The organism is Pseudomonas sp. S35, assembly GCF_009866765.1.
Lineage (GTDB): Bacteria > Pseudomonadota > Gammaproteobacteria > Pseudomonadales > Pseudomonadaceae > Aquipseudomonas.
This window is the reverse complement of record NZ_CP019431.1, coordinates 964147-979228: the sequence shown is the minus strand read 5'-3', so window position 1 is coordinate 979228 and position 15082 is coordinate 964147. Positions and strand designations below refer to the sequence as shown.

At 54.8% G+C, this 15082-nt stretch carries 7 protein-coding genes and 1 pseudogene; 1 reads left to right on the top strand and 7 read right to left on the bottom strand.

The window, feature by feature from the left end; translation table 11 throughout:
* The first annotated feature begins 8 nt into the window (after positions 1–8).
* Positions 9–2123 (top strand): family 16 glycosylhydrolase, encoded by a 2115-nt coding sequence (locus tag PspS35_RS04310; RefSeq protein WP_159932917.1) that lies wholly within the window; start codon positions 9–11, stop codon positions 2121–2123.
* Between the two features lie 272 nt (positions 2124–2395).
* Here the strand turns inward: PspS35_RS04310 and PspS35_RS04305 are convergent, their stop codons facing one another.
* The 7 genes and pseudogenes from PspS35_RS04305 to PspS35_RS04275 form a co-directional block, all read right to left on the bottom strand.
* Positions 2396–3196, bottom strand: a complete 801-nt coding sequence (locus PspS35_RS04305) for a GNAT family N-acetyltransferase (RefSeq protein ID WP_159932916.1) — start codon at positions 3194–3196, stop codon at positions 2396–2398.
* A 669-nt stretch (positions 3197–3865) separates the two neighbouring features.
* Positions 3866–9868 carry a calcium-binding protein gene (locus tag PspS35_RS04300; protein WP_159932915.1) on the bottom strand — a complete coding sequence of 2001 codons (6003 nt, stop codon included), beginning with the start codon at positions 9866–9868 and terminating at the stop codon, positions 3866–3868.
* An 11-nt stretch (positions 9869–9879) separates the two neighbouring features.
* Positions 9880–10428 (bottom strand): hypothetical protein, encoded by a 549-nt coding sequence (locus tag PspS35_RS04295; protein ID WP_159932914.1) that lies wholly within the window; start codon positions 10426–10428, stop codon positions 9880–9882.
* 85 nt (positions 10429–10513) lie between these two features.
* Positions 10514–10792: pseudogene (locus tag PspS35_RS04290) on the bottom strand (hemolysin secretion protein D); the annotation flags it as partial.
* A gap of 36 nt (positions 10793–10828) precedes the next feature.
* Positions 10829–11377, bottom strand: coding sequence for a hypothetical protein (locus tag PspS35_RS04285; protein WP_159932913.1), 549 nt, complete (start codon positions 11375–11377; stop codon positions 10829–10831).
* 84 nt (positions 11378–11461) lie between these two features.
* Positions 11462–12871, bottom strand: a complete 1410-nt coding sequence (locus PspS35_RS04280; RefSeq protein ID WP_159932912.1) for an HlyD family type I secretion periplasmic adaptor subunit — start codon at positions 12869–12871, stop codon at positions 11462–11464.
* A 24-nt stretch (positions 12872–12895) separates the two neighbouring features.
* The gene (locus PspS35_RS04275) at positions 12896–15031 is read right to left on the bottom strand and encodes a type I secretion system permease/ATPase (protein WP_040266316.1); all 2136 of its coding nucleotides are present in this window, start codon (positions 15029–15031) and stop codon (positions 12896–12898) included.
* Between the last annotated feature and the right edge of the window lie 51 nt (positions 15032–15082).

Genomic DNA, 15082 nt, shown 5'->3' with positions numbered 1-15082 from the left:
AAGTTTCGATGAATCTTAGGGACGCCTCGGGCATATTGCGTGGGATAGCATTTCGGTTGCTACGTGCCATTGCTAGCATTTTTCCGGGTGGGAAAATCTCGGCTTTTGGTACGGGCGAAGGACTGATCAACTCGATTTTAATCATCAACCTTGACCGGCAACCGCGGAGATGGCGGCGTGTAGTCCGAGAACTCAGGCGGTTCCGCACGGCCGACGATGTTTCCCTTGCCTCTATAGCTCGACGATTCGCGGCAGTGGATGCTCGCGACGGCCGCGCCGTCGCCGCAACTGCCGATGTCGACTCGACATACCGCATTGGTGACCAACTATACGTCCAGCCGGATGCAAGGCTTGAGGAGTGCTTTCCCATCAACGAGCCGATAAAAATGACGCGGCAGGAAATTGCTGTAGCGAGGTCGCACGTGGAGGTTTGGAAGACCATCGCATGCGGGGCAGACAATTATGTGCTGGTGCTCGAGGACGACGTTTGGTTCACAACAGGTGCAGCGGAAGCAATCTCCTGTGGCTGGCGTGCCGCCATTCAACACTGTTGGGCAGAAGGAGGTCCGCGTTTGTTGTATCTGTCCTATGAAGATGCCGGGGGAACAGCAGAACGTGTTGACCTCTGCGATGCTCTTTTCCGACCGGTGCGGGGACTTTGGTTTCTCTCCGGCTACATCTTGTCGCGTGAGGGTGCGGCAGCGCTGCTACGGGCAATGCCCGTTATTGGCCCTGTGGACATGTGGTTAAACTATCGCTTTGGTGAGCTCGGTGCACTCGCCCTCTCCTCGCCTGTGATATTACAGCGACAGGACAGCGGCTCGGACAATTCCTATTCCGTGCTTCCTTACCTAGCGCGAGCGGGGATTGTTGATGCAGGCTCGGGCCCTATGGCACCCGAACGGGCGGGGGCGTTGTCGGTGTTGGCCTGGACCACCCGCGGTGAGCATGAACCGCTCGCAATGGCTTTGTCGATGTTGGGGTTGCGAGTGCGGGTGTTCGATGGTGATGAAGACGCAATTCGACCGCAAGACTTGTTGGAGCTTTTCGAGATGTTCGACGCTCTCGTTGACGCTCCACTAACGCCGGAGGCCATGGAAGCCATGACCGCAAGGACTGACGTAAGATTTCTTATGGAAGCGAAGGCAGTGTTTCGGTGCGAGACACGGCAGGGGGCTCTACCGCCTTCGCGCATCGCGATTCTGTCGTATGACGAGTCAGAGAGTGGATTGTGGGAACCGATCTGCAGTCTTCTCAGACTCACCGAGCCCGTGCAGTCTTTCCCGGTTGGAACACCACGGAGCCTGAGGATGTTTCGAGTCGGTAGAGAGGACGGCGCGCACCGGATTGCCCCGTCGCATCCCCAGCAGATTTCTTTGCTAGATGAGTCACCTTGGGTCCTCTCGGCAAAATATGGGTGGCAGCCGAAAGTACCCTCGAATCGCCCCATAACACCTGTAGGGGAGCTGCTCGTTTTCTCCGAAATGACTACAGCGACCTCGTCTTTTTCCGCGCTCATCGAGACTTTTCCGGGGAATTTGGTCTCGTTTTCGCAGGATGCTCTCGTTCATGATAAGGACGGTGCCCATCTCATCGTCAGCAAGGTTGCCAATGGAACCAGGCAGTACCGTTCGGGAGCCTTCGCGTCAAAACGACTGTTCGGATACGGTCGCTTTGAGGCTGAGATAAAAGCCGCCAGCGGATCTGGCCTCATCACTGGTTTTTTCCTTCACCGAGATGCACCGAGGCAAGAGATTGATGTAGAACTGGCAGGAGATGATCCTCGAAGCATGCTGGTAAACGTCTACTTCAACCCAGGTGACGATGACGCAGCAATGAACTTCGGCTATAGGGGTTCGCCTTGTCGTATCGACCTCGGCTTCGATGCTACTTCGGACTTCCATGTCTACACGGTTGACTGGCGACCGGACCGTATCATGTGGTCAGTGGACGGCCATGTCGTGCATGAGCGTGTAGGCTGGGACCCCACTCCAATTCCACATCTTCCAATGCGACTCCACGCAAATCTCTGGGCTCCTCGGTCCGAAGAGCTCGCAGGACGACTCGATCCCCATCTCTTGCCAGCGACAGCGCGTTTCAAAAATGTCTCGGTGTGGGCGTGACTCCAATCGTAGTTACACGGTGGCGTGTGCAAAGTAAGGTTAAAACCCTCTAGCTGGAATTAGTCGCACCAGGTCCACCCAAGCCGCCCGTACCCAAAGATGGATTCTGACCTAGGAGTTGATGTGTATGCGTGCGTAATTGCATTCCACTTGACCACCCGTTTGCAATGCCACTGACCAGTCAATTGCATTCGACCTGACCAGGCGTATGCGTTGGACTTGACCAGCACGCTAGGAGTCTTTCACCGGCAGAAGTCGGCCAAGAGCAGACTTCAGCTATCTACCAGGCGATATAGCGCTTGAGCGTGGGATGTCGCTAGCCCTGTACGCTGCAAATTTCGGCGACTTTGCGAGCTGGGAAGCGCGGTTGCGGCGATCACAAGACTGCCGTGTTTTTTTGCTTGCTCTACCCGATGAGATATCAAGGCTCCATGGTAGCCCTGGCCTCGTGCATTTTTTCGGGTGGCAGCCGTCCCAAGGTAGGCAACTCCATTGCAGGCCAGGTACATCAACGCTCCTGCCACGACCTTTCCATCAGCTTTAAGAACGTAGATTTTCAGACGTTCATTTGACATCAGTCCTGCGAACGAAGCCTGGCTCAACTGAAGATGCTCTGGCTTGGTATGAAATCCACTCGCATGCAAGGTTGCGAACTCAGGAAGCGTTTGTGAGGTGGCTTCTTCGATTTCGAATGAGTGGTGATTCAAGACCACATTTTCGATGGTGCACGCGAGTTGCAGATGCGTCCACCCCCTCAGACGCTCCAGCCGCCTCTCACCCACCAAAGCGTACTGCTTCAAAGTCGAGGCCTTTCCGATAAGAGGCATTACTGTCGAATACTCTGCTGATTCCTTGAGCAAGCTCAGTAGTGGCTTGGGTCTGTCAGTACTATCGCCGTAGATGCGATTGAGCATCGGGCTAGGTGATGCCTTCACCTGAAAGCATGGAAAAGCTTCGTTGAAAAACACACGAGCACCAAAAGGGTTTCCACTTATCCGAGACAAACTCTCGACGCGGGCACACAAATACTCGCTTTCTGCGGCCTCAATCGCATGAGCCATTCCGACATTCATGTGCATAGTCCTTATTGCATGATGTCCCAGAAGGGTAGCGGCAAATTCAACAATACACACCTCCAAACACACAGCTGGTAGATAACCTGCTCCGGTGTCCCTTTGGGATCGATAACTGCCTGTCGCGAAGGGCTGCAATCGGCCAAAAGCTGACGTTAGCTAGCGACCGGTTGAATCTACAGCCATAAGCGGACAGTAACGATGTATCACAAGAAGCAATGATGGTGGGAAAGGTTTGTGGGAGTTCGAATCGCTTCTTCATCGCCACATTCAGTAAGCGCAAACTACTGCTTTCCTAGAGAAAGTTTGGGTTTTGTGGTTTTTGGCGTCTGAAAAAAGGCCATATGGTTCTGATATGGGACTGGTGCGCTATTTGGGTGCGGAAAACAAAGCGTCGAGATTGATTGGTTGAGCATGATCCGGCTGCAATGGACTAGTCTCTGCAGACGCCTCGATCAAGGACTAATCCATGCCAAATAATTCAGACTCCAACATCGCCACGGCAGACGCTCTGCTTCTGCACAACCAGCATGCCCTGGGTGCAGCAATAGAAGAGGTCACTAGATGGTTTTCAGAAAATGGCGAAGAGTCCCTCTAATGGAGATAGCCGCAATGCTTTAGGGTCAAACACGACGCGGTTGCACGTCAACCGCGTCTAAGATCTGATGTTTAAGCCGCAGGACTCGTCAACCAGCTACTGCTCAACGTTGCCAGTAACGAAGCATCTGAGATAACGCCCGATGCCTTCGGATCAAATCCGGGATGACTGCCACTGAACCCTGCCATTGCCTGAACCAACTGGTCAACCTGCGTCCCCAGTAGATAGTCCGTATGGCTTCCACCGAGGGCGATCCTGTCCAGCCGGCTGACGGAGTTGTCATACCAGCCCTGCACAGTGATGTCGGTATCGCTGCCCAATAGTTGCACGCGCAGATCATTACCCGCCCGCTGAAACCACAGCGACTCACGGGACTCGTTGTCGATGCGCAGGGCACCCCGGGCTTCTCCTATCCCATTGATAAGAGTGTCGTGCCCCCGCCCTCTGGCAATTACATAGTGGTCATAGCCACCACCGCCGATCAGCAAGTCATTGCCCCCTCCTCCTTCAAGTCGGTTGCTACCGGTATCTCCCGACAGGATATCGTCGTGGCTGGAGCCCAGAAGGTTCTCAATACTCGTCAGCCGGTCGATCCCACCGTACCCGTTGCTTGCCGTGCCTTTAGCCAGATCTACGACCACGCCGGTTGGGGCGCCTTCATAACTGGCCATATCATTACCGGCACCACCGCTCAGCACGTTGTTTCCGCCCTTGCCCGTCAGAACATCATCACCGGCCCCACCATTGAGTACGTTGTCCCGACTGTCACCGCTCAACCGGTCAGCGAAAGCACTGCCGTTGAGGTTTTGCACATGGGTAAAGCCATCAAAATCCCGTGGCGTGAGTGAGTCAAGTTGCGCAACTATCCCTTTGCTTGAACCGGAGTAATCCACGGTAGCAACACCTAATAGATTGTCGTACAGGGAGAGAGCATTGAGATTGACCCCGGTTAAGGTCAGTAAAGGAGTGCCTGGCGAGAAAGACAGACGGGCCTGCGCCGAAGCATCTTCATCCAGGTAAGCCGTGCTGGAGGCTGAACTCAGCAGCAATCGGTCGCCTGAAACTCCGGCCTGAAAAGCATTGATGCGGTGACCGGTTGCTCCCGCCGACTGCGTGAACAAAAACATATCGCGGCCTGCACCGCCGGTCATGCCATGCCCATTCCCGGCGCCTGAAATCAATAAGCTTGCGGACGCAGCAGCGACCGCTGAGACTTGGCTACCCGAAACGAACTGAACATCAGCGTAACCCAACACCGATCCCAACGCCGTTTTGTAGGTTTGCAGACTGGCGCTTGCTTGGGTGTACGCTTCTTGCGCACTCGCCTGAGCCGTTAGCAATGCATTGGCTTTGTCCCTATCGACAGTAGACGCCCATTCGTAACGGCTGGTGCTGGTCACCGTTACCCAGTGTGCCGGAGTAAAAGGCGGAAATAGACTCTTGGTAACGTAACGTTGTGTTGTCGTAACGACAGTTGGCGGCAGGATGCTTGCGAGGTTGGCCGCTGTTTGAGCGATCAGCGCCGATGAGCCTGCCAAGCCATCGAGTGCATTTTGATAGAGTGAAACCGTACTGCCCAACCCGCGCTCAAATACGGTCGCTGCCTCTTTGGCTGAGTGTGCGGTCGCGGCACTTTTCGTGTCATTCGCGTTGACCGCCTGGCCCAACGCAGATTGCCGAGCGCTGGCTGAAGACGCCACTGCTTGCCCCACGCTCGTAGTCAGCGACAGTGAACTGTTGATCGATGCGAAGGCGGCAACAGAGGCGGCAACAGCACCCACGCCACGTTCCAGATAGGGGTTGCTGGTCGTCGAGGACGGCGGAGAAGATACCTCGAAAATATGCTTTACATAAAAGGCATCCGCCTTCAGCGCGCTGATGCGCTCGTAGCTGACCACGCTCTTGGGTCGGCCCGTCATTGGGTTGGTCGAATCGAAATTGAACTGTGTCGTGAGGATATAGGCCTGTGGGTCCTGGCTATTGTAATAACGGTAGGTGTTCATACTGGGGACCAGGTAAATCAGCGACACCTGACGGCCAAGGCTGCTGGCCTGAGCACTCTTGCTGCCCAACGCCGCAATTGCCGCCGCGGCCTGGTTGGCGGCCGTCGTCGCCAGACCTGCGCCTTGCGTGACCGCGCCCGACTCATAAACCCTACGCGTTTCGAGCGCGACATTTGAAATCGAAGGCACCAGTGGCACGTCCACATGGGCGGTAAAATAAGCGTCCAGCGACGGAGGCTTATTTATCGTCAATGGGTCTACGGGATTAAAACCGGAATTGGCTTGTTTCCAGGATTGTTGAGTGGCAATGGCCAGTTCCAACGCATCGTTGCCAAGCCTCAGACCGTTGGACAGTTCGATAGCCGCGAGCTGGCGGTAGTCGGCTGCGAACCAGTCCTGAATTTCGATGCGGTCACGGCTGCCCAACACAGCTACAAGCAGGTTGTTGCCTTCGCGTGCCAACCACAAGTCGGCCGCCTTTATACCTGCTTGTAACTTCAGTATCGAACTCGGCCCGGTATTGCCCGAGACACCATTGATCACTTTATCCTGGCCGTCTCCCCGATCGAAGACGTACACATCGTTGCCACCACCGCCTTCAAGCCGATCATTGCCTCGACCACCTGCCAACACATTATTGGCGGTGGTGCCTGTCAATGTGTCGCTCCACGCGGAGCCGATAACGTTATCGATGTTATACAGCGTACTTTCCAGGCTATCGCGTCCTGAGGACAAATTGACGTTCACACCGCCGGCTATCTCTGTATAGCTAACGACATCGGTGCCCGCTCCACCATCGATCCAGGCGCCTCGCCCGGTTACCAGAAAAGTATCGTTGCCAATGCCGCCTCTGAGCACAGAACTCCAATCGCCACTTATCAGCGTATCGCCGTAGCGTGAGGCAATGATCTCGTTGATATGCACTTGGCCGTCGTTGAGCCCGTTATTTCGCAGACTGCGTACTCCGGCCTGGTCATAGCCAGCGAACGACAGTGTGCGTACACCGCTGAAATTGGCAAACAGGCTCAAGTCCGATGCATTGGCGCCCAATAGATCAACATAGCGTTGGCCGCCGGCGGCTATTACACGCAGGCCATCTTGGGTGCGAATGAGAGAGGCGCTATCGCCAAGTCCAAGCAACTGAACCTGATCGCCAGCGCTGCCCGCCTGAAATCCTTGCAGAGTCACCTGCCCGGAAGCCTGGCTGACCAGCACGTTATCGACACTGTTATTGAGCACGAAGCGTTGCGCGCCGCTGCCCGCGAGAATCAAGTTGTAGCCTTTGTCGACAGCCACTGTCCCTCCCGCCACACCGGTGTAGGCCTTGGCGTAACCCGCTGATTGCGCGAACGCCCCAAGAGACGTGTCGATACCGACTTTGAGGTCCCTGGACAATTGCAATAAGGCGGCGTAAGCGGTAAAGGTATCCGCAGCGAAACCCGCATCATCGGGGGAGAAAAAAGTATTATTCCCGGGTAAATGGCCGATTGAATTCTTATTCACCGGAACCAGGCTGTTCACTTGGCCGCGCAAGGCTTCCAACCTGCCGGTGTAAGCAGCCCACGCCTCTGAGGTGGTCAAATACGAGGCCGCTGCGGCGCCCCATGAGATAGCGGCAGAATGTGCCTTGGCTTGGGCGGTCGAACGCGCCTCAGCGCTCGGCACGGCGTTGCCAATTTGCGCCGCAGTTTGCGCCTGCTCCAGCGCCATCGTCCCCGCATCAACGGCTTGCAGAGTGGCGCGAACAGAGCCGTAGTACGTCGAGCCCTGCTGTAGCAATGCCATCACTTGCTTACCGGCAGTGCTCCCTTGTTGGGCACCACTTTCACCTTCATAGAAGGTGATGAGCGTTCGATCGCGCACCCCGAGCAAAGGGTTGGGAAACCCCTGGCTACTGCGATAACGCTGCTTGACTGACCAGGCCTGCAACGCGGCCGTATAACCTACAAAGTCAGGCGCCGTCGTTGCCAGCGCCGCGTCAGCACCGCGCGCCTGGCCTGCGGCCATCGACGCGTAACCTTTGGAGGCGTAATCGGCAAATATCAGGGTGCCTGGGTTGATGGGCGCGGCCCCTTGAGCAGCCTCGGCTTTCTCGGCCAACCCAATATCGGCAATATCTCTTCGTGTGCCATTGGTGAACGTAAAACCGGCGGTGGAATCGATTAACCCCCCTCCCACCTGACGGCCGTCATGCGTCGATATCAGGTCAATGGATGCGATACCCAGAGACGTCAATGTTTTCAGTTCGTCAGGTGTAGAAATGCCATTCTGATCCGCATCCACCCAAACTTTAACGGCGTCAAAATAACTGCCCCCGGTCGAGGGGTTGATCAACGCGGTATCCCGAGAGAAAACCGCACTCCCAGAAGCGGCGAGGGTCGCCAGTGCGGAAAAGCCATTTTGCCCTGCAGGTGCCTTGCTTCCAGGTACCGAGAAGGACTCCCCAAACCACTCGGTTGCATTATCGATAGCGCCATTGCCATTGGTATCAAACACCAGGATGCCGTTGTCCGCCCCGACCCATCCCACCGCGCTCTTTATCCCATCGGCGTTATGATCGAACATGGCGTTGCTTTGTGACGGTGGGAGCATTTTTATGCCGTTGCCTGCCAAGTCCAACACCAGCGGCAGATGGTATTGGCCAGATCCCGATACCTCCAACGGTAGGATGGTGACGACCCCAACGTTGTAAGTACCCCAGCCTTGCTGAGCAATATTGAGTACTTGCTGGATTGCCGCCTGTAAGCCGTTCGACAATCTCAGTGCAAAAGGAATACTGGCGCCCAATGCAGTGGGTGACCAGCGATCAGAATAGGGTTCCTGGGCCAGGCGATGCTGCAGAGCCTTCAAGGACAGGGCATTTTCTGCAGCAGCGAATGCCCCCTCGGCAGGTGCAGCCAATAGGGCTCCTATTTGTGTCTGCTGAGATGCCAGGGTCTGGGACAAGACCAACGCGCCAGCTTGGGTAGACGTCTGGCTGATGAACGCGGCCAGATCCTGTGCAGGTCCGGTGAACGTTTGACCGTTCTGCTTCCAGGTGGTGTTTACAGGCAGTCCATCGAAACCGTAGGTCTGCTCCACCGCCAATCCACCATCGGCGTTTCTCCATGCGACGGCTACCCCTTGAGCCGTCAAACGATAGGTAGCCGACAAGTCGCCATAGCTGTGTGATACAGAAACGTTTTGCTTTCCAACGGTAATAGTCGAATCTTTCGGGACCTCCATTAAGGAAATTCCGGCGACGCTGATTTGAACGCTATCTTTCTTGTAGAGCAATGTCGCTTCACCAACAGCACTGGATGCAAGCGGCACCATCAGTTGCACATTGCCGTCAGCATTGACGTCGATGGCACGTATACCCTCGGCCGTGGCGAGTGTCGACGGCTGGAGGGGATTGTCGAGGGGCGCAAGCCCTAGGAAAGGCATGAGGATAAGTTTTTGCCAGTCAACTGTTCGGGTAACGATAATGACTGCTTCACCGGTCTCCTCTACGCCGTGGGCAAGCCATCGACCGATACCCGCGGCATTTTGTATAAGCGAAAAACCGTAATTGCTGACAAGTTCAGTGGAGGTCTCACCAGGGATCTGAACATAGTCATAACCGAGGCCACCGAGCGCAACCGGAAGTATATCGCCTACCGTTCCGGCCCACTGCCAACGTGCCAGTCCAAACTCATTTACAGCGGAGTTTACATCTTCGTCGAGAACGTTCTGAGTTTCAGGAAAACCGCCTAAAAATAATGTTCTGCTTAAAACAGAACTTGCCAGGTTATCTGACGCTTTTTGGAATTGAGCATCCGTAAGGCTACCCCCTGATAATGCAACAGCCGCCCACATGGAACCGCGTACCATCTCACTGGTAAACGAGCCATCATTCCGATTTATAGCACTCGCAGACTTGAGCCACGTGGAAGCAGCCTCAAGATCTTGCCTCACTCGCTCATCAGTCGTATGAAGTAACGTTTCATTTATCAGCAAACGCATATAGTCATACGCAGCCGGGTAATTTTTTTCGACTAAAAAGGCTCGAAGTGCTGAGTCTTGCTCGGCGTTAAAATTGACGATATTCATACATCAGCACCTCAGCGAATAAGATGTTCATCGAGAAAGGACAGAACAGCAGCATCCATGTCCTTAACGTTTTTATGGTTTGAAGAGTATTGGTAAGAAATAGAAATATCGTGCGCGAACAGACGTGTCGCCACGTAGGTATTACCCCAATCACTGACAAAAACGATGGCACCGTCTTTGCCTCGAAAACGATACACATCCAATGAGCCGACAACATAAACATCTATATCGTCTATGTGTCTGTCTGGCTTACGCCCTTCGATCACCCTATCTTGGTCATATCGCTCAGGATCAATATGGCTCATACGCAAAATTATCAATTCACCATCTAATACTCTTTCCTTGACTAAGCGCATTTCCGGGTATTGAACGGAAAGTGCCAACGAACTACCATCCCGAGTAAAAACTCGCTGACAGTCCTCCTCGGAAAAATTAAATTTAAAAGATAACTCGCCTCCGCGAGCGTTACTTCCAAAAGTACATGGCACTGAGGCGCTCCCTATAAGTGGAATAGTTGTAAGAAGTATCGCAGTGAGAAGTATTTTCAGTTTTAGCTGCACAGAGCATTCCATCGAAATTGAGGACCTTGAACCTAAGACTGTTCGAGCCGCGCCAGACCGAACCCCATCCATGAAAATAGTCCGCCTAGCGCTCTCTCAAACTCTCCTGAACATGCTGGCGCAAAGGGCTCAGGAAGTAATCCAGCACCCGACGCTGATCCGTCTTGACCTTCGCCGTCACCGACATACCCGGCGACAGCGCAACGCGTTCTCCCTTGATATTCAAATAATCTTCTTTCAGTCGAATCCGACTGCTGTAGACGGGCCCACGCTTTTCATCGTCTATCGCATCGTTGGACACCCCGATCACCTCCCCTTCAACGGTGCCATAACGGGTGAAGGTGAAGGTTTCCACCTTGATGGATTAGAATCAAACTCAACAAGATTCATACTCAGTCCCTCAGCGAACCAGTTTCTGACTTAAAAAACCCGTGATAGTCGCATCTAAATATTCAAGATCCTGATGGTTTTTTGAATATTGATAAAAAACAAATACGTCTCCCGCCACAAGCCTTTTAGCCAAATAGGTATTTCCCATATTCCTCACAAAGACAACTTCACCATCCTTGCCACGAAAACGATACATTTCGTCAGATCCAACATCATAAATATCGATAGTGCCCAAGCGCCTATCTGGCTCCCGCGTTCCGACGATTCCATTTTGGTCGTATCTTTCAGAATCAATATGGCTCATCCGCAAGACAACCACAGAGTCATCCACCACTCTGGCACCTATCAATTTCATCTCCGGATATTGAACTGTAAGCGTCACAACACTGCCGTTACGGGTTTCCACGAGTCGGCACTCTTCTTTTGAAAAATTAAACTTAAAAGACGGCCCACCACCCAGCCCCTTATTTTCAAAAGTACATGGCACTGTGGCGCTCCCTATAAGTGGAATCGTCGTAAGAAGTATCGCCGTGAGGAGTATTTTTAGTTTTAGCTGCACAGAGCACGCCATCAAAAGTGAGGACCTTAAACCTAAGACTGTTCGAGCCGCGCAAGACCGAACCCCATCCATGAAAATAGTCGCCTAGCGCTCTCTCAAACTCTCCTGAACATGCTGCTGCAAAGGGCTCAGGAAGTAATCCAGCACCCGACGCTGATCCGTTTTGACCTCCGCCGTGACCGACATACCCGGCGATAGCGCAACGCGTTCTCCCTTGATATTCAAATGATCCTCTTTCAGTCGAATCCGACTGCTGTAGACGGGCCCACGCTTTTCATCGTCTATCGCATCGTTGGACACCCCGATCACCTCCCCTTCAACGGTGCCATAACGAGTGAAGGTGAAGGTTTCCACCTTGACGGTCACCGCCTGGCCGGCGCGGACAAAACCCACATCCTTGTTTTCCAGCAGGGCTTCCACTTCAACGGGCTGGTCGGTAGGCACGATGACCATCAATGCCTGCGCTGGCGTTACCACACCACCCACGGTATGCACCGCCAGTTGCTGGACAGTGCCAGCTACCGACGCCTTGAGCTGGGTAAGGGTTTCTTGATAGCGGGCCTTGGTCAGCAGCTGAACCAGGCTCGCTTCCTTCTGGACAGCCTCTTGTTGCAGATCCAGCATGGCGCGTCGAGTCTGCGCCACCACGCCTTCGCGTCGACGTTGTGCTTCGCCCCGGGCAGCCGTGGATTGCAATACGCTGGCCTGTTGCACACTCAGTTGGCGCAACACATCCAAGCGTGCTTGTTCCTTTTGCAGGTACTCATGGCGGGCAACATATTGCTGGGCTAGCAAGAGTTGATAGTCCTTAGCCAACTGTGTCGCGATCGGCAACGCCTGACGCAAGCTGACCACCTGCACCTGCGCAGCCTGGATGTCCGCAGTGCGCTGCAGAATCTCAGCTTCTGCCTGCGCCAACTGGCTTCGATACTCTTGATATTGCCCTTGCAACCAGCGCTGGGCATTCAGCGTCTGCTCGGGGCTGAGATCCACCATGCTGTCACGCGCCAGCATCGGCTCTTGCTGGTGCTCGATAGCCTGCAGCATCGCCGTACTACGGGCGCGATCTATACGCGCTGCCAATAAGTCACCCTGCGTGCGTCGTACCTCAGTATCAGCCGAAGTCGCATCCAGTTCGATCAGCACCTCACCCACTTGCACACGCTGCCCGTCACTGACGTGGATCGCCTTGACCACCGCAGTTTCGATGGATTGGATCAGCTTGGTTTTACCACTGGGGACTATTTTCCCGGAGGCGACGGCCACCACTTCGATGGTTCCAAAGTAAGCCCAGGCAAGCGCCAGGACAAAAAACAGCATGATCCCCCAAACGAAGACTCGCGGGGCCGGATGCGCCGGGCTGTCCTGCAAGGTCAAAGCAGCCGGCATAAACGCCAGCTCATGGGGTAGTCGCTTGGGCGTTTCCATCCTCTTGCGCTGGCCCCAGGACTCTCTCCAGACTTGCCGATAACGCTGTAGCAGTGCCAATGCCATGCTAACTATCTCCCTGCCCTGTTTTTATCCTTGTTGCATGCGGTGCAGGCGTGAGTAATGTCCTGCCTGATGTGCCAACAATTCAGCATGGGATCCCTGCTCGACAATTTGTCCGCGGTCCACCACCAGAATGCGGTGGGCGTCACGCACTGCGGACAGCCGATGCGCAATGATGATGACGGTGCGACCGGCGCAAATGCTTTGCATGTTCTGCTGAATGACGCGCTCCGACTCATAGTCCAACGCGCTGGTGGCTTCGTCGAAAATCAGGATGCGCGGGTTGCCGATCAACGCGCGAGCGATGGCGATTCGTTGACGCTGGCCGCCAGACAAGGAGGCCCCGTGCTCCCCGACCACGGTGTCGTAGCCTTCAGGCAGTTCCAGGATGAACTCGTGGGCGCCGGCCATCTGTGCGGCCTGCATGACCGACTCCAACGCGATACCGGGGTCTGTGAGTGCGATGTTTTCCCGAATGCTGCGGTTGAACAGCATGTTGTCCTGGAGCACCACACCAATCTGCCTGCGCAACGACGACACATCGGCCAACGCCAGATCCATGCCGTCGACCAGTACTCGCCCACGTTCCGGAACATACAAGCGCTGGAGTAAACGCGTCAGCGTGCTCTTTCCAGAACCCGAACGCCCCACCACGCCAATGACTTGCCCTGCCTCGATCTGCACGCTGATACCGCGCAAGACTTCAGAGCCATCCACCCGATACCGGAAATGCACTTGGTCAAATTCAATATGACCTTTCAACGGTGGTAGCGCACTGCGCGCCGCCTGAGCCATTTCCGTGCGCGAGTTCAGAATATCCCCCAGGCGCTGCACAGAAACGCCGGTCTGCTGAAAACTGGTCCAGAGCTGCGCCAGACGCATAATCGGTTGGGAGACCCTGCCGGCCATCATGTTGAACGCTATCAGTGCGCCCACCGTCAATTGACCGTCAATCACCAGGCGTGCGCCCATCCAAAGCGTCGCTACCGTGACCAGTTTTCCAATAAAGGACACACTCTCGTTGGCAATCGCCGACAGGTTTTGGGTCTTGAAACCTGCGGCAACGTAGCCAGCAATCTGATCCTCCCATTTGCGGACGACCTGAGGTTCAACCGCCATGGACTTCACCGTATCGATGCCATTCACGGTCTCGACCAGAAATGCCTGGTTTTCCGCACCGCGTGCAAAGCTATCTTGCAAACGCGCACGCAGGACGGGTGTAACTATCAGCGATACCAAGAAATACAAGGGCAGCGACAACAGGACAATCAAGGTCAGCCACGCGCTGTAGTAGAACATCACAGCAATAAAAACCACTGAGAACAGCACATCGAGCACCACCGTAATGGCGTTGCCGGTGAGGAAGCTGCGGATGTTTTCGAGCTCACGCACCCTGGCCACGGAGTCCCCAACCCGCCGAGCTTGAAAGTACGCCAAGGGCAGATTGACCAAATGACGGAACAGCCGCGAACCGAGCTCGACATCAATGCGGCTGGCGGTGTGGGCAAACAGGTAAGTGCGCAGGCCACTCAAGGCCGACTCGAAAATCATGATGCCCAGTAATCCGGTGGCAACCACGTCCAGAGTCGTAAGCCCGTTATGGACCAATACCTTGTCCATCACCACCTGGAAAAACAGTGGCGTCAGCAGCGCAAACACTTGAAGTACGAACGACACCAACAGCACTTCACCGAGCAACTTGCGGTACTTGATGATGGCTGGAATAAACCAGGTGAAATCAAACCGAGAAGGTTGATTGGACGACCCCGTTTCGGATCGCAGGAGAATCAACTCGCCGGTCCATCGTAACTGCAACGTTTCATAGTCGATGACTTCGGCACGCGCCTGACGGGGATCGTGAATCAGCGCCTTTCCCTGGTCGACCCTGGCAATGATAAAGAAGGTGCCATCAAGGTCTGTCGCAATCGCCGGAAGTGGGGTTTGGTCGAGGCGCCCCGTCGTCGTGTGGATAGCCTTTGCCTTGAGGCCCGACTTCATCGCCGCCAATAGCAATTCCTGTTTTGCACAAGAGCGGCCTTCGGGGCCAAATTCGTGAGCCAACTGCTCGGCACTCACCGCAATGTCATGCAGGCGCGCCAGCACCACCAAACAGGCCAGCCCCGTGTCTACAGGTAATTCCGTATGTGAGCCTTGTTCGCTCATAGCGCATCCATGCCAGTTCAAAAGTGTTCAATCAAAAAGTGCAGCACACAT

Excerpts from the sequence above, each read along its gene's own strand:
- PspS35_RS04310 (WP_159932917.1), top strand. The coding sequence starts at position 9 with ATGAATCTTAGGGACGCCTCGGGCATATTGCGTGGGATAGCATTTCGG.
- PspS35_RS04305 (WP_159932916.1), bottom strand. The coding sequence starts at position 3,196 with ATGAATGTCGGAATGGCTCATGCGATTGAGGCCGCAGAAAGCGAGTAT.
- PspS35_RS04300 (WP_159932915.1), bottom strand. The coding sequence starts at position 9,868 with ATGAATATCGTCAATTTTAACGCCGAGCAAGACTCAGCACTTCGAGCC.
- PspS35_RS04280 (WP_159932912.1), bottom strand. The coding sequence starts at position 12,871 with ATGGCATTGGCACTGCTACAGCGTTATCGGCAAGTCTGGAGAGAGTCC.
- PspS35_RS04275 (WP_040266316.1), bottom strand. The coding sequence starts at position 15,031 with ATGAGCGAACAAGGCTCACATACGGAATTACCTGTAGACACGGGGCTG.